The sequence below is a fragment of the Geodermatophilus obscurus DSM 43160 genome, assembly GCF_000025345.1.
Classification (GTDB): domain Bacteria; phylum Actinomycetota; class Actinomycetes; order Mycobacteriales; family Geodermatophilaceae; genus Geodermatophilus; species Geodermatophilus obscurus.
Genome location: NC_013757.1, coordinates 3,733,409 through 3,752,316, shown reverse-complemented (window position 1 = coordinate 3,752,316; position 18,908 = coordinate 3,733,409). Strand labels below are relative to the sequence as shown.

The following is an 18,908-nucleotide window of genomic DNA, read 5'->3' as shown; positions in this document are numbered from 1 at the left end:
CGCGCGACGGCACCGCTCGAGGCACGCCGCGGCGGTACCGACGGTAGCGTCGCCCGCGACACCGCCGTCGACGTCGGGAGGGTCCCGTGAGTGACTCGGTCGCAGTCGTCTGGGACGACGCGTTGCTCGGCTACACGATGGGCGGGGACCATCCGCTGCACCCGGTCCGGCTGGACCTCACGATGCGGCTGGCCGACGGCCTCGGCGTCCTGTCCACCGACCGGCTGCAGGTGCTGCGGCCCACGCCGGCCGACGTCGACCTGCTCACCCGGGTGCACGACCCGGCCTACCTGGACGCGGTCAAGCGCGCCCCGGTCGACCCCGGCGTCGGCCATGGTCTCGGGACGGCGGACAACCCCGTCTTCGACGGCATGTACGACGCCGCTGCACTGATCACCGGCGGCAGCGTGCTCGCCGCCGAGCAGGTGCACAGCGGCCGGGCGCAGCACGCGGTCAACATCTCCGGCGGGCTGCACCACGCGATGCGCGATCGCGCGTCGGGCTTCTGCGTCTTCAACGACGCCGCGGTGGCGATCCAGTGGCTGCTGGACCAGGGCCACCAGCGCATCGCCTACGTCGACCTCGACGTCCACCACGGCGACGGCGTGCAGGCCGTCTTCTACGACGACCCGCGGGTGCTGACCGTGAGCATCCACCAGACGCCGCTGACGCTGTTCCCCGGCACCGGCTTCCCCGAGGAGACCGGCGACCCGGACAAGGCGCTGGGCAGCGCGGTCAACCTCGCCCTGCCCAACGGCACCGACGACACCGGCTGGCTGCGGGCCTTCCACGCGGTCGTGCCCAGCGTCCTCAAGGCGTTCCAGCCGGAGATCCTGGTGACCCAGTGCGGCTGCGACGCCCACCACGAGGACCCGCTCGCCGACCTCGGGCTCACCATCGACGGGCAGCGGGTCAGCTACCGCGCGGTGCACGACCTCGCCCACGAGATCTGCGACGGCCGCTGGATCGCCCTCGGCGGTGGCGGCTACGGCCTGGTGCGCTGCGTGCCGCGGGCCTGGACGCACCTGATCGCCGAGGCGGCCGGCGCCCGGCTGGACCCGGCCACCGAGATCCCCGAGTCCTGGCGGGAGGACGTCGTCCGCCGCGGGCTCCGCGCCCGGCCACCGACGCACATGACCGAGGGCGGCTACACCGGCTTCGCGCACTGGGATCCGTTCACCGAGTCCCGCGTGGACCGGGCCATCGGCCGCACCCGCAACGCCGCGTTCCCCTACTTCGGCCTGGACCCGGACGACCCCCGTGACTGAGCAGAGCACCGAGACCCCGCCGGCGGAGGACGCCCCGCCGCAGCCGCCCGCGCACTGGGAGGCCGACATCGTCGCCGCCGACGGCGGCACGGTGCACCTGCGCCCGATCTGTCCCGAGGACGACGAGGGCCTGGTCGGGCTGATGGACCGCAGCTCCGACCAGACCCGCTACTACCGGTTCTTCGGGCCGATGAGGCGGCTGTCGGACAAGGACCTGCACCGCTTCACCCACGTCGACCACGTCGACCGGGTCGCCTTCGTGGTGCTGCTGGGTGACCAGATCATCGCGGTGGGCCGCTACGACCGGTATCCCGGCACCGACGATGCCGAGATCGCCTTCCTCGTCGAGGACGCCCACCAGGGCCGCGGACTGGGCTCGGTGCTCCTCGAGCACCTGGCCGCTGCCGCGCGGGAGCGGGGCATCCAGCGCTTCGTCGCCGAGGTGCTGGCGCAGAACAACCGGATGGTGCGGGTCTTCCTCGACGCGGGGTACACCCCGACCCGGTCCTACGAGGAGGGCGTCGTCCACCTGACGTTCCCCATCGCGCAGACCGAGAGTGCCCTGCAGGTCGCCTACGAGCGGGAACAGCGCAGCGAGTCGCGATCGATCGCACGGCTGCTCACGCCGTCGTCGGTCGCCGTGGTGGGGGCGAGCAACGACGAGGGCAAGCTCGGCCACGCCGCCCTGCGGCACCTGCTCGACTACGGCTTCCAGGGCCCGATCTACCCGGTCAACCCCGGCAGCCGGCACGTGCGCGGTGTCCCCGCCTACGCCGGCATCGAGGAGGTCCCGGACGACGTCGACCTCGCGATCGTCGCTGTGCCCGCCGAGGAGGTCGCCGCGGTGGTCGAGGCCGCGCGGCGCAAGAAGGTGCGCGGCCTGGTGGTGATCACCGGCGGGTTCGGCGAGTCCGGAGCCGAGGGGCGGGCCCGCGAGCGCGCGCTCGTGGCCGCCGCCCGCGCCTCGGGGATGCGGGTCGTGGGCCCCAACTGCCTGGGCATCGTGAACACCGATCCTGCGGTGCGGCTCAACGCCAGCCTGGCACCCCGGGTCCCCGGCCGCGGACGGGTGGGCTTCTTCGCGCAGTCCGGTGCGCTGGGATCGGCGCTGCTGGAGCAGGCGCGCACCCGCAACCTCGGCCTGTCCACCTTCGTCTCCGCCGGCAACCGTGCCGACGTCAGCGGCAACGACCTGCTGCAGTACTGGGCGACCGACCCCGGTACCGAGGTCGTGCTGCTGCACCTGGAGAGCTTCGGCAACCCGCGCAAGTTCGCCCGCCTCGCGCGCCAGGTCGGCCGCACCAAGCCGGTGGTGGCGGTCAAGAGCGGCCGGCACGTGCGGATGACCGAGGGCCTGGCCGGCACCTCGGTGGCGGTGCCGGAGGAGTCGGTGGCGGCGCTGTTCGCCTCGGCCGGTGTGATCCGGGTGGAGACCCTGGCGCAGCTGTTCGACGTCGGCACGCTGCTGGCCCACCAGCCCCTGCCGTCCGGTGACCGGGTCGCGGTCGTCGGCAACTCCACGGCGATGGGGGCGCTGGTCTCCGACTCCGTCCTCGAGTACGGACTGGAGCTGGCGCACGATGCGCCGACCGACATCGGCGCCGGAGGCTCGGTCGAGGAGTGGCGCGCCGCGCTGCAGGAGGCCGTGGACGACGACGGGGTGGACGCCGTGGTGGCGGTCTTCCTGCCCCCGCTCAGCCGTGTCTCGGCCGAGTTCGGCCGCGCCCTGCGCGAGGTCGCCACCGGTGCGGACAAGCCCATCGTGGCGACGTTCCTGTCCGCCGAGGGCATCCCGGCCGAGACGGCCGTCCCCGGGGAGGACGGGACGCCGGCGCGCGGCTCGGTGCCGTCGTTCTCCACGCCCGAGCGTGGGGTGATCGCGCTGGCCAAGGTGGCGCAGTACGCCGCCTGGCGACGCCGCCCGGTCGGTGAGGTGCCGGAGCTCGAGGGGATCGACGAGCGGGCCGCGCGTGACGTGGTCCTGCCGGCGCTGGCCTCGGCACCCGGCGGGCGGCCGCTCACCGACGAGGAGCTCATCGCGCTGCTGGCCGCCTACGGCATCCCGCTGCTGGGAACCCGCACGGTCACGGACGCCGAGGCCGCGGTCGCCGCGGCCGAGGAGGTCGGCTACCCGGTCGTGCTCAAGTCGACGGCACCGTGGCTGCAGCACCGCTCCGACCTGGGCGGGGTGCGGCTGGACGTCGGCGACGCCGACGCGGTGCGCGCGGCGTTCGCGGCGATCCCGTCCGGCGACCCGGTGATCGTGCAGGAGATGGCCGCACCCGGGGTGGCCACGGTCGTGGGGATCGTCGACGACCCGTCGTTCGGCGCGCTGGTCAGCTTCGGTCTGGGCGGTGTCGCCACCGACCTGCTCGGCGACCGCGCCTACCGGCCCCTGCCGCTGACCGACCGGGACGCCGCCGAGCTGGTGCGCGCGCCGCGGGCGTGGCCGCTGCTCAACGGCTACCGCGGCTCCGAGCCGGCCGACGTCGCGGCGCTGGAGAACCTGCTGCTGCGGGTCGCCCGGCTGGCCGACGACCTGCCCGAGGTGCTGCAGCTGACCCTGGAGCCGGTGATCGTCGGCCCGCCCAATCCCTGGCACGGCGGCCGATCGCTGGTGGTCGCCGGCGCCAGCGCCCGCGTCGGCCCACCCACCGCCCGCGTCGACCCCGGCCCCCGCCGGATGCGGGCACCCATGTGAGCTGTGCGATCTGTCGTCCTCCCGGACGACACCGCGGCCAGGTGCCGTCCCCGGCCTGCGCGCAGCGTGTCCACGGCACCGCGCCGGGAGGTCCGGCCCCGCGTCACGGCGCCTTCTCCCGCCGAGCCGCTCACCGGCCGAGGCGGCCGTGGTCACCGCCTGCAGACACAGCGAGAGCCGGTCACCACACGGTGACCGGCTCTCGCTGTCTGTCCGGGACTAGGCCAGGTAGTCGCGCAGGGCGTCGGCACGCTGCGGGTCGCGCAGCTTCGCCATGGTCTCGCGCTCGATCTGGCGGACCCGCTCGCGGGAGAGACCGAACTGCTTGCCGATCTGCTCCAGCGTGCGCGGCTGGCCGCCGTCCAGGCCGAAGCGCAGCACGACCACGTCGCGCTCCCGCTCCTCCAGCGTGGACAGCACGTTGCGCACGTCGCCCTTCATCATCTGGAAGGCCACGGCGTCCTCGGCGACCGCGGCGTCGGCGTCCTCGATGAAGTCACCGAGCCGGGACTCCTCGTCGGCACCGACGGTCTGGTCCAGCGACACCAGGTCGCGGGAGTACTCCAGCAGCTCGGTGATCCGCTCCGGGGTCATGTCGAGCTCGAGACCCAGCTCCTCGGCGGTGGGCTCGCGCTCCAGCTCCTGGTGGATCCGGCGCCGGGTGCGCACCACCTTGTTGACCTGCTCGGCGAGGTGCACGGGCAGCCGGATGGTGCGGCCGGAGTCGGCCATCGCGCGGGTGATCGCCTGGCGAATCCACCACGTCGCGTAGGTCGAGAACTTGAAGCCCTTGGTGTAGTCGAACTTCTCGACCGCGCGGATCAGGCCGACGTTGCCCTCCTGGATGAGGTCCAGGAACGTCATGCCGTGGCCGGTGTAGCGCTTGGCCACCGAGACGACCAGGCGCAGGTTGGCCTCCAGCAAGTGCCGCTTGGCGGCCTTGCCGTCGGCGGCCAGCGCCTTGTAGTCCCGCTGCAGAGCAGGGGTCAGCTGCCGCTCGGTCAGCAGGCGCTCGGCGTACAGACCGGCCTCGATGCGCTTGGAGAGCTCGACCTCCTGCTCGGCGGTGAGCAGCGCCGTCTTGCCGATGGTGTTGAGGTACACCCGGACGAGGTCGGTCGAGACCAGCCCGCTGGTGTCCGGCTCGCGGCGCGACGAGCGGACCTCGAGGGTGTCAGTGGTGGAAGACTGCAGCAGCGTCACGATCTGTCTTCGTCCTTGCCTTCGGGTCGGATGCACACCGTCGGTCGTCGATGGGCGACGGTGCACCCGGGCGTCGGGGGTGGGGCTGCTCGGCCGGCCTGGTCAGCCGGTGAGCCCCTGCTCGGTGTCCGTGTGGTACGCCCTGTCCAACGGCTCGGATGGGGTCAGGTGTTCCACGGATGCCCGTTTCCCAGCCAACGCACAGGACGTGTGTCGCGTCACGTCTGGGTACCCGGCTCGGCCGGCGCTCAGACTTCCAGGAGCAAGGTCATCGGTCCCTCGTTGACCGACGACACCAGCATGCGCGCTCCGAAGACCCCCGTGGCGACCTCGCTGCCGCGGCGGCGCAGCTCGGCGACCACCTCCTCGACCAGCGGCTCGGCCGTCTCGCCGGGAGCGGCGTCGGCCCAGGAGGGACGCCGTCCCCGGCGCGTGTCGGCGTACAGCGTGAACTGGCTGACGACGAGCACCGGCAGGCCGAGGTCGCCCACCGACCGGGCGCCGTCGTCGGTGGGGAAGACCCGCAGCTCGTGCACCTTGCGCGCCAGCGTCCGGGCCCGCTCCGCGTCGTCCTCACGGCCCACCCCGACCAGCGCCAGCAGCCCGCGGCCGATCTCGCCGACGACCGCGCCCTCCACGGTCACGGCTGCCGTACCGACCCTGCTCACCACCGCGCGCACCCGGCCATCCTCCGGCCGGACGGGTACGGCGGCGTGCCGACCCCGCTCGGCCGCGACCCGGCCCAGGTCCACGGGATGGCGAGCAGGACGCGCTGATGGCCCCTGCGTCGACACGGGCACCGCTCACCGGAGGGCAGGCTGCTGCTGTCCGACGCACCAGGTTGGGCGCATGGCCGCTCCCGAGGACGACGCGGGTGAGGGGGTCGGTCCGACGCACGACCTGGCCGACCTGATGGCCCGCACCGCCCGGCGACTCCGGGAGGACCACGGCGACGTCGGGAGCACCCTGCAGGCCATCACCGCCACAGCGATCCTGGTCGTTCCCCACGCGGAGGAGTGCAGCACCGGCCGCTCGGAGGTCGAGCCCCGCGCGTCGACCAGTGACCTGCCCCGAGAGGTCGACGCCCTGCAGGAGCGGCGGCTCCGGCCGGGAGGTGTCCTCGCGCGCGGCCACAGCGGTCCGCGGCGTGCTCGCGGCAGTCGGCGCGCTGATAGATCCCGCTCGCCGTCACCGGCCGGTGCCCGCGACCGGGCGCTGCACGGCTTCCGGGCGGTCAGCCTGACCCTGCAGCCTGCCCATCCGGGTGCATCCACCTCGTGAGCCGAGGGTCCCGTGCGCCGGTCGGGCAGGATCTACCGGGTGCCCATCGTGACCATCGCCCAGGACCCGGCGGCCGACGAACTGCTCGGCCGGGACCCGCTCGCGCTGCTGCTGGGCATGCTGTTCGACCAACAGTTCCCCATGGAGCGCGCCTTCGCCGGGCCCCGGCTGCTGGCCGACCGGATGGGCGTCGACACCCTCTCCGCCGCCGATCTGGCCGACGCCGACCCCGAGCAGCTCGCGAAGGCCTTCCAGGGCCCGCCGGCGATCCACCGCTACCCGGGCTCGATGGCCGCCCGCACCCAGGCGGTGTGCCGGCTGCTCGTGGAGCGCTACGACGGCCGTGCCGAGCGGCTCTGGGCCGACGTGCCGGACGGCGCCACCCTGCTGCAGCGGATCGGGCAGCTGCCCGGCTTCGGCGCGCAGAAGGCGAAGATCCTCGTCGCGCTGCTCGGCAAGCAGTACGGCGTCACCCCGCCGGGCTGGCGGGAGGCCGCCGGCGACTACGGCCGGGAGGGGGCCCGGCGCTCGGTCGCCGACGTCACCGGCCCCGAGTCGCTGGCCGAGGTGCGGGCGTTCAAGCAGGAGGCCAAGCGGGCGGCGAAGGCGGCTGTGACCTCCTGAGATGCAACGCCGGGGTGCCTGCATCGTGCGCGATCCGGTGGCACCATGGGCGGCAGACCCCGGGCTGTACGGGGACCCGGGCGCCGTCGGGACGCCGGGCACCGCAGCTCATGAGGGGATCCGCCGGACCCGCGCAGGGACGGCGGAGGGGAGGAAGCCCGTGGCCTCGAGCCAGCAGCCCGCGCGACCCCGCCGGCCGGAGCCGGTGCTCATCACTGAGGCCGAACCGAGCCTGGCCGAGCAGCACGCCGCCCGGAAGCGGCGCTATGTGCTCACCATGCTCGTCCGTGGCGTGAGCCTCGTGCTGGCGGCGGTCTTCTACCAGGTCCTGTGGCTGGCGCTCATCTTCGCCGTGCTGGGCACCGTGCTGCCCTGGGTCGCGGTGATGATGGCCAACGACCGGCCGCCGAAGAAGAAGGTCGACGTCAACCGCTACACACCGCCGCGACCGGACCGGATCCTGGAGAACCCGGTGCGCCCGGGGCGGGTCATCGACCACTGAACGAGGGGCCACCCTGCCCACCGCGCCCCGTGGAAGGGCCCCGTCCTCCCCACCCTTCGCGGGCTCAGTGCGGCCCCCGGGGCGAGGCCGGCGGGCCCCTGGAGGGTGGCCGTTCCAGCACCTCACCAGGCTCGTGGCGGGCGTCGGAGAAGGGGCTCAGCGGGCGCCCGGCCGGGCGACCACGACCGCCGCCTGGGTCAGGCCCGCCTCCAGCGCCCGCACCGGGTTCCGGTCGGCCAGCCAGACCGACAGGAACCCGGCGGTGAAGGCGTCGCCGGCCCCGGTCGTGTCGACCACCTCCACCGCGTGCGCCGGGCGGTGCACCAGCACGTCGCCCGCGGCCCACAGCGCGCCGTCGGCGCCCAGCGTCACGACGGCTCCCGCGTGGCGGGCCGCGAGCGCGCGGGCGGCCGTCGCCGGGTCGGCGCAGCCGGTGAGCAGCCGCGCCTCGTCCGCGTTGGGCAGCACCAGCGTGGCCGCCGCCGTGTCGGCCAGCCACCGGTCGACGCCGCGAGCGGCCAGCGGGCCGGTGGACGCCGGGTCCACCGAGACGGTGCACCCGGCCGCGCGGGCGGCGGCCAGCGCGGCCAGCCCGGCGGCGCGCGGGCCGGGCGCGAAGAGGGTGTAGCCGGACAGGTGCAGGTGGCGGCGAGGCACCGGCACGTCTGCTGCCCCCAGCGCGAGGTTGGCGCCGCGGTCGGCCAGCATGCTGCGCTGCCCGCCGGGCTCGACCAGGCTGACGATCGTGCCGGAGGCCGCACCCGCGACGGTGCGCACGGCCGGGGTCACCCCCGCGGCGGCCAGCTCGGCCACCAGACCGGTCCCGGCGGCGTCGTCCCCCACGCATGCGGCGAAGGTGACCGGCGTGCCCAGCCGGGCCAGGTGGACGGCGACGTTCGCCCCGGCGCCTCCACCGTGGCTCCGGATGGCGGCCGGCCGGTCCGAGCCGGGCGCCGGGGCGCCGTCGAGGAGCACGACGACGTCGGTGGCCAGGTCGCCGACCACCACGACGTCGGGCACGGTCAGCGGGGGACGGCGGCCAGGGCCGCGGCGATCCGGCCGGCCAGCTCGGCGTTGCGCAGCACCAGCCGGACGTTGACCGCCAGCGTGGCGCCCTCGCTGACCCGGTGCAGGTGGTCGAGCACGAACGGCGTCACGGCCTTGCCGCGCACCCCGGCCTGCGCGGCCGCGGCCAGCGCGTCGGCGATCACCCGGTCGTGCAGCCCGGGGTCCAGCTGCTCGTCGTCGGGCAGCGGGTTGGCCACCACCACGCCGCCGGGGGCCAGGCCGCGCCGCGCGGCGAGGACGGCGGCGGCCTCCTCCGGCGAGGACACCGCCCAGTCCACCGTCGAGCCGGAGTCGGCGATGTAGAAGCCGGGGAAGGTCGTCGTCCGGTAACCGACCACGGTGACCGACAGCGACTCCATCCGCTCCAGCGTCGCGGGCACGTCGAGGATCGACTTCACCCCGGCACACACCACCAGCAGCGGGGTGCGCGACAGCGTGGTGAGGTCGGCGGACTCGTCGAAGGTGTCGGCCGCCTCCCGGTGCACGCCGCCGAGCCCGCCGGTGGCGAACACGCCGATGCCGGCGGCGGCGGCCAGCAGCGCGGTGCTCGAGACCGTCGTCGCCCCGCTGCGGCCCAGTGCCAGGGCGACCGGCAGGTCGCGGACGGCGAGCTTGTCCAGGTCCGGGTCGGCGCACACCCGGTCGACCTGCTCCGCGGTCAGGCCGACGTGCGGGACGCCGTCCAGGACGGCGATGGTCGCGGGGACCGCCCCGCCGGCGCGCACGGCCGCCTCCACCTCGTCGGCCGCGGCGCGGTTGTCCGGCCGGGGCAGGCCGTGGGCGAGCAGCGTGCTCTCCAACGCCACGACCGGCCGGCCGGTGGTCAGCGCGTCGGCGACCTCGGAGGACAGCACGGGCGCCGGGGAGGGCAGGACGGCGGGCGGACCGGGGCGGGAGGGCAGCACCCTGCCATCATGGTGGCGGAGGAGTCGCGCCCGGCGGGCGCCTCCCGGCCCCGTCCTCGACCTGAGGGAGCACCGCGTGAGCAGCACCGACATCCTCGAGAAGCCCGACGTCCGCGAGGGCGACACCGGCAACGCCAACGAGGTCTTCCACTACGTGCGCAAGAACAAGATCGCCGAGAGCGCGGTCATGGGCACGATGGTCGAGGCCCTGTGCGGCGAGGTCTTCCCGGTGACCAAGAGCCCGAAGCCCGGCAGCCCGGTGTGCCCGGCCTGCAAGGAGGTCTACGAGCAGCTGCGCAAGTAGCAGGACCCCGTCCGCCGCGCCTCAGGAGCTCGAGACGGGCCCATGTCGCGACGATCATGGAGCCCGGGTGGCGACACGCCATCCGGAACCGGGTGTCGCCACCGCAACTCCATGATCGTCGCGATGCCGGTCCGGGGTGCCCGATGGGCGGCCGGGCGAGCTCGGCGCCGGTGGGGGACGGGACCTGGCCGCGGGATCGGCCGGGAGGTCGATGACGTGCTCAGCCCTGGGCTGCTCTGGCGCGCTCGAGCTTGGCGGCCCGGCGGTCCTGGCTGCGCCGTTGGTGCCGGCGCAGCGGGGCGGGCCAGCGGGCCTGGATGGTCGCGTTGAGCTCCGCGCCCAGCAGCACCGACATCCCGAAGAAGAAGCAGAACAGCAGCACGGCGATCGGGGTGGCCAGTGCCCCGTAGGGCAGCGTGGTGGTGAGGATGTCGGCCACGTAGGTGCGGGTGGCCAGCGCGGTGACGACGAAGAAGGCGACGGCCAGCACGGTCCCCGGCAGGTGCCGGTGCCAGGGCAGCCGCCGTGGCAGCACCACGTGGTAGAAGCTGGTCAGCGCCAGCAGCAGGCCGACGAGCACCACCGGCCAGTACACGGCGTTGACCAGCACGGTCGCGGTGCCCCGCCAGTCGGCCGGCAACAGGGAGACCAGCACCCCCCGGCCGAGCACCAGCAGCGGCAACGTGACCACCGCCAGCAGCAGTCCGACGACGAACAGCCACAGCGCCTTGAGCCGCGTGCGGATCGGGCCGCGCACGTCGCGCTGGTCGTAGGCGATGACGACGGTGTTCATGAACGTCGCCGTGGCCGAGGAGCCCGCCCACAGCGAGAGCAGGAAGCCGACGCTCACCAGGTCCAGCCGCCCGGAGCCGAGGATGTCGTCGAGCGTGGGCTGCACCAGCCCCTCGACGACGTCCGGCGTGAGCACCTCGGTGGAGGCGCGGACCAGCTCGGCCTCGATGCGGGCGACCGAGGCGTCGCCGATGAAGGTGCCGAGGTAGCCCAGCGTGCCGAGCAGACCGATCAGCAGCGGCGGCACCGAGAGGATCTGCCAGAACGCCGCCTCGGCGGAGAGCCCCAGGATGCGGTCGTGCCAGGCCTTGGCCACCGTCCGACCGAGCACCTGCAGCGGTACCCGCAGCGGAGCCGGCCAGCGGGCCAGCCGTCCGCGCACACGCGTGCCGTACTCCGCGGGGACGGCGGTCGCTCCGGCCGGGGCGTCGTCGGCGCCGTCCTCGGGGTGTCCGGCGTCGGCCGGTCGGCCCCCGGGCAGGACGGTGCGCACCGCCCCAGTGTGCACGCAGGTCAGCGCGCAGGTCGGCCCGCCTGCAGGGACCCGCCGCCGGCCCCGTCTCGAGGCTCGCCCCGAGGTTGCGAGGGGTGAGGGGGACGGGGTCCTTCCATGGCGGGGGGCAAGGGGTCCTTCCTCAGCCGCCGGGCGCCGGGACCGGGGCGGCGCCGTCGGGTGCCGGCGGAGTGGCCGGGGCGGCCACCGGCACGCACCGGATCACCGGCTCGGCGGCGTACCGGGTGCGGAAGTCCTCGCGCTTGACCTCCGCGCCGCTGGCCGGGTCCTTGAACACCCGGGTGACGGTGATGTCGAACCCGGTGGAGCCGCCCTGGGGGCTGCAGCTGCCGTCGTCCGGCTTCTCCTGCACGACCGGCTGGCGGAGGTTGTAGCGGTCGCTGCTGATCGACTCGACGTCGTACCGCTTGGTCCCGTAGAAGGTGACCGTGAGCGAGTTCGGCGTCCACTGGGTGTCCACGTAGACGCCGGTGTCGCTGTCGTTGCGCCACTGCAGGTCGATCGAGTCGTAGTACACCGTCGCCTCGCGGCCGGCCGGGTAGCGGCTGATGTAGTAGCTGTGCGGCTTGTGGTAGACGTCCTCGAGGCCGGCGAAGAAGACGGCGTTGAACATCGTGGTGGCGACCTGGCTGACGCCACCGCCGACGCCGGTGGTGAACGCGCCGTTGCTGATGACGCCGGCCTCGACGTAGCCCTGCGCGGTGCCGCGCGGGCCGGTGTGGTCGTTGAGGCTGAAGGTGTCGCCGGGCCGCACCAGCGCGCCGTCGAGCTCGGCGGCGGCCACCCGGATGTTGGTGCCGCTGGCCGCGCTGGTGAAGTTCGTGGTGAAGCTGCTGATCTCCTCGCGGATGCCCAGCGCCTCCGCCTCGGCGGTGCTGAACTCCGCCGGCACCGGACCCAGGTCGGCGGTGACCGTGCGGGGCGCCGGCTGCGGCAGGACCTCCAGCAGGTGGGTCGCGAGCGCGGCCGGGTCGACGCCGGTGCCGTCGACCGACGGGACGATCGAGACGGAGTCGCCGGACAGCTCGAAGCGGGCGTCCTCGGCCGGGGTGCCGAACTCGGCGAAGTCGTCGCCCATCGCCTCCTCCAGCGCCGCCGGGTCGACGGCGACGGCGAGCTCGCCGTCCTCCTGCGGCGTGAAGGTCAGCGACGCCGCGATCGCGGTCTCGGGCACCTCGACGGAGGTGGCGCCGTCCTGGCTGGACACCGTGACCGAAGCCGCCAGCCCCGGGGTGACCGTCTCGTCCAGGACCCGCTGCGCCGCCGCGACGTCCACCGACACCTCGGTGACGTCGACGGGCAGCTCGATGGGGGTGCTGGGGTCGCCGCCGGAGGCCAGCGCGGCGGTGACCGCCTCGGCGGCACCCTTGCGGTCCAGGGTGCGTCCGGGCACCGGCTCGACGACGCTGGCCGTCGTCCCCTCGATGGCGATGGTGGCGTCGGCCGGGGCGCGGTCGACCTGTTCGGCGATCCCGTCGATCTGGGCGGCCAGCGCGGTGTCCTCGCCGGTGATGACCGGGGCGACCTCGCGGTCGGAGACGAGGGTGACCAGGCGGGTCCAGGGGTTCAGCGGCTGCTCGGTGGCAGCCTCGACGGTGCCCTCGACGTCGAGGGTGATGCCGGCGGTGGCGGGGGAGAGGGTGCCTTCCACGTCGTCGGCCAGGACCACGTGGTCGGCGACCACGCGCGGCGCGAGCTCGGTCTCCAGCCGCTCGGTGGCCGCGGCGGGGGAGAGGCCGCCGAGGTCGACGCCGGCCACGACGGTGTTGCGGGGGACGTCGCTGCCGGCGACCAGGAGGTCCGCCCCGTACGCGGCGGCCAGGACGCTCACCGCCGCGACGGGGGTCACCACGGCCGGGCGGCGCCACCAGGGACGGTGGGGCTGCCCGACGCCGTCGTCCGGACCGCTGCCGTCACCGCCGGAGTCGTCGGAACCGGATGGGGTGGGAGGGGCGGGGGTCTCCGCCGGACCGTCCGCCGGCACCGGCGGCAGGACGCCGGTGCGGTCGTCGGCGTCCGCGGCGGGCGGCGGGAGCTGCCCGGGGGCCTCGTCGGGCGCGAGACGGATGTCCTGGGTCTCGCCGTCCTCGACGGCCGGCCCCGGGGTGGCCCCGGCCGTCGCCGGGCCGTCGGCACCGGCAGCCGGCGTGGCGGGCGTCCGGGTGGCGGGCGTCCGGGTGGCGGGCGGCGGGGTGCCGGTGGCCGGGCCGGGGACGTCGGGGCCGATCGGACCCCGGTCGCGCGGCACCGGCCGGGTCTCGTCGGACAGGCCCTCGGCGTCCCCGATCGGGGCGGTGTGGTCCGGCTGCTCCGGCGTCTGCCCGGTGGGCGACTGCTGGGCGTGGGGCGCAGGGGTCTGCGGGGGCATCGCGGGATCTCCGGGTAGTCGTCGACCGGGAGATCCCGGGAACGACGAAGCCGCCGGCGCCCTGTCCCCCTCAGGCGGGAACGGGACGCCGGCGGCGGCGTCGGGTGAGGGCTTCATCGCTGTCCGCGACGATAGCGCCTCCGTCAGTGGCTGAGGCGCTGCTCGCCGTCAGTCTCGATGATGTCGACGGCGATGTCGCGGAGCTTGCCCTCGTACTCACGGGCGTGGTGCCCGCAGAAGACGAGGTCGCTACCGCTGGCGAGGACCACCCGCACCTTGGCCAGTGCGCCACAGCGGTCACAGTGGAAGGGAACGACGAGGTCGTCGGCGGGCGGGGTCGTCGTCAGCGTCTGGGTCATCTGGGTCATCACTCGCTCTCTACCGCACGGACCCGCGGCTGCGGATCGGCCTCCTGCACAGCGCCAGGATGTCCCCCTGTGTTCCCGTTCCCCCCGATCCGACGTCGGACTCGCCGTGGACGGTGAGGCCGGTGCCGGTGGTGCCGGTGGTGCGGGTGGTGCGGGTCAGCAGGGACGTCACTGGTTCGTGCCGGTCTGTCGTGTCGTGCTGTCTTCGTCGTTCACGTGCGCCGGTCATCGTCCGGCTGGTGGGTCCGCTGCTGTCTTGACAACCCCCACGCTACGCCGTCTACCCGGCGCGTGACGGCGTACACCGATCGACCGGCTCATAGGGGTGAGATCGTGACCTCGCCGAAACACCGAGCACATCGTCGGCCGGCCGGCACTGCGATGGCACCGCGGTCCTCCGGACCGCGCCGCGGCCACGTGCGTCCCGGCTCCCGGGGAGCCGCTCGGACCCCGTGGCACTCCCCGGCGGGCCCCGGGTGCCGACAGGGCGACGGCCCCCGACCGGTGCGGTCGGGGGCCGTCGTGACCCTGCCGGCTGGAACGGCCCCTCTTCAGGGCCCCGCCGCGAGCCTGCGAGCGGTGGGGGGCGGAGGGGCCTCTCTCAGTCGAGGTAGTCGCGCACTAGGAACGCCTGAACGGTGTGCACTGCCAGCAGGCAAGCCTGCAGGTGAGAAGCGGTGTGCATGGAAATATCCTGGACTGAAGATGCGGCCGTGGTGACGTCCGCTGAGTGGTGCATGTAGCCCTCAACGTGTTGGTGAGTGGTGGGGTGACCATGACGCGATCAGGGCTGACTGCGCCATCTCCTTGGCCGGTTGGTCGGGCTGGGCCGGGGACTCTTCGGAGAGGTGGCGGCGGTCCGAGACGTGCTACTTGTCGTGGACCTCAACCAGCACGACAGCGGCGCGGCGCAGCACGGCTTCAGAGTTGAGGGAGACACCGACGACGTCGGTGCGCCGGACTACTGCGGCTGATCCTCGTCCGACCCCTTCGGTCCGCCGTCCACATCCGCTACGGATGGCGTCTTGCGCCGCGCCTGTGCCGACCGCAGCGCGAGGCGCGTGAAGTAGGCCTTGCGAGCGTGCCCGGCTCGGCGTGCCCGCTCGGCCGGCGACAGCAGCCCGTCGGGGTCGACGCGGCGCTCGAAGCGATCCAGCAGCGCGCGACGTGCCGGCGCGGTCCGCGCACTGGGATCGGCCGTGTTGGCCCACGACTCGTGCGCGGCCAGCCGCGCGATCAGGGAGCGGTCGGCCGTCATGGAGACGAGGCTGCGTTCGCTTCTCCAGTTCATCTCCAGCAAGGCAGCCCCCGCATGGAGGCCCTTGATCGAGCGGGACTGCAGACCCCTGTTCGTCCACACTCCCCACGACGCGGACTCCGGACATCCGGCGGCCGCGGCGAATGGCGCTCCGGTCCTTCCGGTGTCGTCTCCACTGCAGGACAACTGGAGACTCCGGGCTGCGCTCAGGGTCCAGGGCCTGCCGCGCAGGCCGAATGCTCCAGAGCTGAACTGGGCCTGGGGCGCTCATCGCAGATGGGGGAGGCCTCCTGTGCGGCTCCGGTCCCGGACGTAGGGGTGTCGGCTGTAGGCATCGAGGACGGTGTTCAGCGCCGTGGCGAGTGCAACGAGGTCACGGTCGTAGACGCGGCCGTCCTCCAGTTGGCGGGCCAGCTCGGTGAGGAGCGGTCCCCAGTCCCGACGCATCGGCGCCGTAGGGGTCGGGATCTCGACTCGGCGCTCGACGACCTGGACGGCCGAGCGGCCGGACGCTGCGGCCCGCGTCTGCTCCCAGGCGCGGTGGCGGCAGCTGGCTGAGCACCACTTCGGTATCGGTCCCCGCGACCGCGGCGTGATTACGCCGCCGCACCAGGCACAGGATGTAGCGGCTGCCCGTCGAGCACTGCCGTCTGCCGCCACGGGAGTGGCCTTGCTCGGCGTCGTTGGGACGTCCCTCGCTCCCTCGCGTTCAGAGCGCTGGCGACGTTGACGCTCGCGTTCTCGCCGGCGTGCCCTGGCGTCGGCGCTGCCTCCGCTTGCCATGTCCCCAGCGTCCGGACCGACCTCCTGTAACACGTCACAACGAGATCGCTGACCCGAGGTGCAAGAGGTGTGTGGCACTTGATCTTGGCTATCTCCAGTAGCGATGAGGAGCAGGATGGCCCGGTGGAGTAGCGCACCAGGATCGAGGTCGATGCCTCGGTCGAGCAGGTCTGGGAGGTACTGCGCGAGGTCGAGATGTGGCCGGAGTGGGCGCCGACGGTGACCTCGGTTCGACGCCTGGACGACGGGCTTCTCGCCGTCAGGTCCTGGGTCCAGTTGGAGCAGCCCCGGATCCCCCGACCGAGTGAGCCATTCCCAGTAGCCGAGGCGGGCAGGTCAGGGACACGCCGAGGGTGGCGAGATGGCCGGAAGGGGGCGCAGGACCTCGGTAGGAGGGACGTCCTTCCACAGATGTCCAGCCGCACCGAGGTCGTGGGCGTGTCCGATCCTGTCAGCTACACCGCCGTGCTCCCGGTCAGGGAGTCCACCGTGTTGTTTGTGTCCGGTCTGCTGGCCGCTGAGCGCCGTCGCCGAGGCACGCGAGGCCGGCGGCGGGCGCTGGGCTGCTGCCGGCAGGCGGTGCTGGTGCTGCGCTGGTTTCTCGACGGCACCCGGCTGGCCCAGCTGGCCGTCGACAACCGGATCGGCCGCTCGACGGCCTACCGGTATCTGCACAAGGGCATCGACGTCCTCGCCACGGCGGCACCGGGGCTGCGCGGAGCGCTGCTGGCCGCCCGCGCCGCCGGGCATGCGCACGTCACCGTGGACGGCACCCTGATCCGCACCGACCGCTGCCATACCCCGGGTCCGACCGCACGCGGCGACCGGCCGGAGCGGCGGGTGGACCTGTGGTGGTCGGGCAAGCACACCGCCCACGGCGGCAACGTGCAGGTCATCGCCGCCCCGGACGGCTGGCCGCTGTGGACGTCTGCGGTCCGGCCTGGCCGCGAGCACGACACCACCGCGCTGCGCGCCCACGCCCAGGCGCTGCCGCTGCTGGCCGAGTGGACCGACCAGGTCCACGCTGTGCTGGCCGACCTGGGCTACGAAGGCGAGCGGGCGGCGCTGACCACGCCGATCAAGCACCGCGCCGGTCATCGGTTGACCGCCGACCAGCACACCGTCAATCTGCTGCACGCGGCCACCCGGGCGCCGGCCGAACGCGGCAACTCGCTGCTCAAGACCACCTTCAAGGCGCTGCGCCGGGTCAGCCTCTGCCCCTGGCGCATCGGCGCCAGCACCGCCGCCGCCCTTGTCCTGCTGCACCGTGAGCACGACCGGACCACATGATGATCAACCGGGCTGAGTCGTTACTGAGAATGGCTCAATGGCTGCCGCGATCGAGATATACCGGCTCGCTGGGCGTTCTTGCCGAGCCTAGCGCTGACTTGCGCGCGCAATGGTGGTGTTCATGGTTTCGCCTTTGTAGATGTTGCATTTTGGCCGCGCGGCAACTTGGGCCGCAACGCCACCTACGCCGTCACCGTCGCCCTCGCCGACCACTGACGATGGCTAAGGTTGGTATTCAGGCCGCCATCCCGGCGCTCAGAGTGAGGGCTCAGCGGCTGAGCGGACGTTGCGTTCGCTCAGCTTGTCCGTCCTCCGCGGGTCGTGCTCATCGTGCTTCCCGGTAGGACGTCCGCGGATCACCTGGCCAGCGGCCGTGCGCTCTGGACCGAGGAGACGACGTCGAAGATCGCTCGAGTGGTGGCGGCTGCGCCCTTGCCGTCCTCGATCAGCGTTGCGTGGTCGGTGCCCTCGATGACGCGGTGGACGCTGTCGGTCGACAAGGTGGCCAGAGCGTCCTGCTTCGCCGACCAGTCGGCGGCACCTCCGCTGCCGGCCGTCAGGACGACCACCGGCTTGTCGGCGAAGTTGCGCAATGATGCCGCTTGCTCCACGGAGGAATTCGTCTGCACGTACTCGTCGATCGTGCTGCGGACATCGCTTGCGGTCTGGAAGCCGACCAGGCGGTGCAGACCAAATCGAGCTGAGGTCGAGACCAGTGTCGAGACACGGCCCATGAGGTCGTAGGAGCCCCCGTCACCAGACGGTGTTGCCCTCGGCTTCGCCGCCGAGGCCGGTGCGGTGGAGTCCACCAGCACCATTCCGGCGACCTCGTCGGGGTAGCGGGCGGCGAAGGTGAGCGCATAGAGGCCCCCGTAGGAGTGGCCCGCCAGCACATACGGTCCGGGAACCTGTCCGCGGTGCAGCAGCGTGTGCAGGTCGGTTGCTATCTGCGTGCCGTCCTGAGGGGTATCAGCGGGCTCGCTCCACCCGCGGCCCGCACGGTCGTAGACGCAGACTCGGGTGTCACGAGCGACGGCCGGGGTTATCCACCCGAGGTCCGAGGACGTCCCGCCCGCACCCGGTTCGAGCACGACGGTGGGGCTGCCAGAGCCAGTGCAGTTCAGGTGCAGGCGGTGTCCGCCGACGTCGATCAACTGACCCGGCATGGGGGCCTTGGCAGCCGCTGCTGCGCGCACGGTCTCGTAGCCGCCGCTGATCGAGGCGAGAGCCAGCACCGCGATCACTGGGTAGAGCAGCCAGCGTCTGCTCGGGCTGCGAAGCTGCCGATGGGCGCGGACGAGCAACCAGATCACCAGCGCCAGCAGGGCGGGCGGCCACACCCAGGTGAGGACCTCGTGCACCGAGGAGCCGAGCGCCACCAGAAGGAGACCGCTCAGTGCCATGAACAGTGCAGGAGCTGCAGCCCAACGCTGTGGCTGATCGGTGAACCGCACCGAGAGCACCGCCAGCATCGCCCAGCCCAGCGCCAGTCCGCATAGGAATGCGCCAGTGACCCCGGTTTCCGTTGGCGCGATGAACGGGGCAGCGACGAGGAGCGCCGCAGCGAGGAGTCCTGTGGCCAACGAGCCAGCCACGATCCAACCGATGTGTCCCCTCGACCCGGAATCAGGGCGGTACGGACGCTCCTGGGCCTCGTTCTTGGGGGTGGGCGTCGCCGG

Annotated in this window: 16 protein-coding genes and 1 pseudogene; 8 read left to right on the top strand and 9 right to left on the bottom strand. The window is 73.3% G+C overall.

Features of this window, described 5'->3' with window-relative positions:
* The first annotated feature begins 86 nt into the window (after positions 1-86).
* Both GOBS_RS17435 and GOBS_RS17430 read left to right on the top strand, forming a co-directional pair.
* A complete protein-coding gene (locus GOBS_RS17435; RefSeq protein ID WP_012949578.1) occupies positions 87-1,268 on the top strand; it encodes an acetoin utilization protein AcuC in 1,182 nt (393 codons plus the stop codon).
* Complete coding sequence (locus GOBS_RS17430) at positions 1,261-3,969, top strand: bifunctional acetate--CoA ligase family protein/GNAT family N-acetyltransferase (RefSeq protein WP_012949577.1); 2,709 nt, start codon at positions 1,261-1,263, stop codon at positions 3,967-3,969. The genes GOBS_RS17435 and GOBS_RS17430 overlap by 8 nt, the downstream gene beginning before the upstream one ends.
* Before the next feature lie 219 nt (positions 3,970-4,188).
* On the opposite strand, the gene sigB is transcribed toward GOBS_RS17430, so the two are convergent.
* Together sigB and dtd are read right to left on the bottom strand one after the other, a co-directional pair.
* Positions 4,189-5,172, bottom strand: a complete 984-nt coding sequence (sigB, locus tag GOBS_RS17425; RefSeq protein WP_012949576.1) for an RNA polymerase sigma factor SigB — start codon at positions 5,170-5,172, stop codon at positions 4,189-4,191.
* A 248-nt stretch (positions 5,173-5,420) separates the two neighbouring features.
* Positions 5,421-5,852 carry a D-aminoacyl-tRNA deacylase gene (dtd, locus tag GOBS_RS17420; RefSeq protein WP_012949575.1) on the bottom strand — a complete coding sequence of 144 codons (432 nt, stop codon included), beginning with the start codon at positions 5,850-5,852 and terminating at the stop codon, positions 5,421-5,423.
* A gap of 169 nt (positions 5,853-6,021) precedes the next feature.
* Between dtd and GOBS_RS25625 the strand changes: the two genes are divergently transcribed.
* The 3 genes from GOBS_RS25625 to GOBS_RS17405 all read left to right on the top strand — a co-directional run bounded on the left by GOBS_RS25625 (position 6,022) and on the right by GOBS_RS17405 (position 7,579).
* On the top strand, positions 6,022-6,453 hold the full coding sequence (locus GOBS_RS25625; RefSeq protein WP_012949574.1) for a hypothetical protein: 432 nt from the start codon (positions 6,022-6,024) through the stop codon (positions 6,451-6,453).
* A gap of 39 nt (positions 6,454-6,492) precedes the next feature.
* Positions 6,493-7,077, top strand: a complete 585-nt coding sequence (locus GOBS_RS17410) for an HhH-GPD-type base excision DNA repair protein (RefSeq protein ID WP_049788617.1) — start codon at positions 6,493-6,495, stop codon at positions 7,075-7,077.
* A gap of 160 nt (positions 7,078-7,237) precedes the next feature.
* Positions 7,238-7,579 (top strand): DUF3099 domain-containing protein, encoded by a 342-nt coding sequence (locus GOBS_RS17405; protein ID WP_012949572.1) that lies wholly within the window; start codon positions 7,238-7,240, stop codon positions 7,577-7,579.
* Between the two features lie 156 nt (positions 7,580-7,735).
* On the opposite strand, the gene GOBS_RS17400 is transcribed toward GOBS_RS17405, so the two are convergent.
* Together GOBS_RS17400 and GOBS_RS17395 are read right to left on the bottom strand one after the other, a co-directional pair.
* The gene (locus GOBS_RS17400) at positions 7,736-8,599 is read right to left on the bottom strand and encodes a carbohydrate kinase family protein (protein WP_012949571.1); all 864 of its coding nucleotides are present in this window, start codon (positions 8,597-8,599) and stop codon (positions 7,736-7,738) included.
* A gap of 2 nt (positions 8,600-8,601) precedes the next feature.
* Positions 8,602-9,552 (bottom strand): pseudouridine-5'-phosphate glycosidase, encoded by a 951-nt coding sequence (locus tag GOBS_RS17395; protein WP_012949570.1) that lies wholly within the window; start codon positions 9,550-9,552, stop codon positions 8,602-8,604.
* A 76-nt stretch (positions 9,553-9,628) separates the two neighbouring features.
* Between GOBS_RS17395 and GOBS_RS17390 the strand changes: the two genes are divergently transcribed.
* The gene (locus tag GOBS_RS17390; protein ID WP_012949569.1) at positions 9,629-9,856 is read left to right on the top strand and encodes a DUF3039 domain-containing protein; all 228 of its coding nucleotides are present in this window, start codon (positions 9,629-9,631) and stop codon (positions 9,854-9,856) included.
* A 220-nt stretch (positions 9,857-10,076) separates the two neighbouring features.
* On the opposite strand, the gene GOBS_RS17385 is transcribed toward GOBS_RS17390, so the two are convergent.
* The 4 genes from GOBS_RS17385 to GOBS_RS17370 all read right to left on the bottom strand — a co-directional run bounded on the left by GOBS_RS17385 (position 10,077) and on the right by GOBS_RS17370 (position 15,156).
* Complete coding sequence (locus GOBS_RS17385) at positions 10,077-11,141, bottom strand: YihY/virulence factor BrkB family protein (RefSeq protein ID WP_012949568.1); 1,065 nt, start codon at positions 11,139-11,141, stop codon at positions 10,077-10,079.
* A gap of 142 nt (positions 11,142-11,283) precedes the next feature.
* Entirely contained in the window at positions 11,284-13,530 is a 2,247-nt protein-coding gene (locus GOBS_RS17380) for a VanW family protein (RefSeq protein ID WP_012949567.1), read from the bottom strand.
* A gap of 143 nt (positions 13,531-13,673) precedes the next feature.
* Complete coding sequence (locus GOBS_RS17375) at positions 13,674-13,898, bottom strand: DUF7455 domain-containing protein (RefSeq protein WP_012949566.1); 225 nt, start codon at positions 13,896-13,898, stop codon at positions 13,674-13,676.
* A 961-nt stretch (positions 13,899-14,859) separates the two neighbouring features.
* Complete coding sequence (locus GOBS_RS17370) at positions 14,860-15,156, bottom strand: hypothetical protein (RefSeq protein WP_041241557.1); 297 nt, start codon at positions 15,154-15,156, stop codon at positions 14,860-14,862.
* Between the two features lie 924 nt (positions 15,157-16,080).
* Here GOBS_RS17370 and GOBS_RS29805 point away from each other — a divergent pair.
* Together GOBS_RS29805 and GOBS_RS17365 are read left to right on the top strand one after the other, a co-directional pair.
* Positions 16,081-16,182: pseudogene (locus GOBS_RS29805) on the top strand (SRPBCC family protein); the annotation flags it as partial.
* Positions 16,183-16,350: 168 nt separating this feature from the next.
* Positions 16,351-17,229, top strand: a complete 879-nt coding sequence (locus GOBS_RS17365; RefSeq protein WP_012949561.1) for an IS5-like element ISGeob1 family transposase — start codon at positions 16,351-16,353, stop codon at positions 17,227-17,229.
* Positions 17,230-17,585: 356 nt separating this feature from the next.
* On the opposite strand, the gene GOBS_RS25620 is transcribed toward GOBS_RS17365, so the two are convergent.
* Positions 17,586-18,812, bottom strand: a complete 1,227-nt coding sequence (locus tag GOBS_RS25620; protein WP_208104314.1) for an alpha/beta fold hydrolase — start codon at positions 18,810-18,812, stop codon at positions 17,586-17,588.
* Positions 18,813-18,908: the final 96 nt, after the last annotated feature.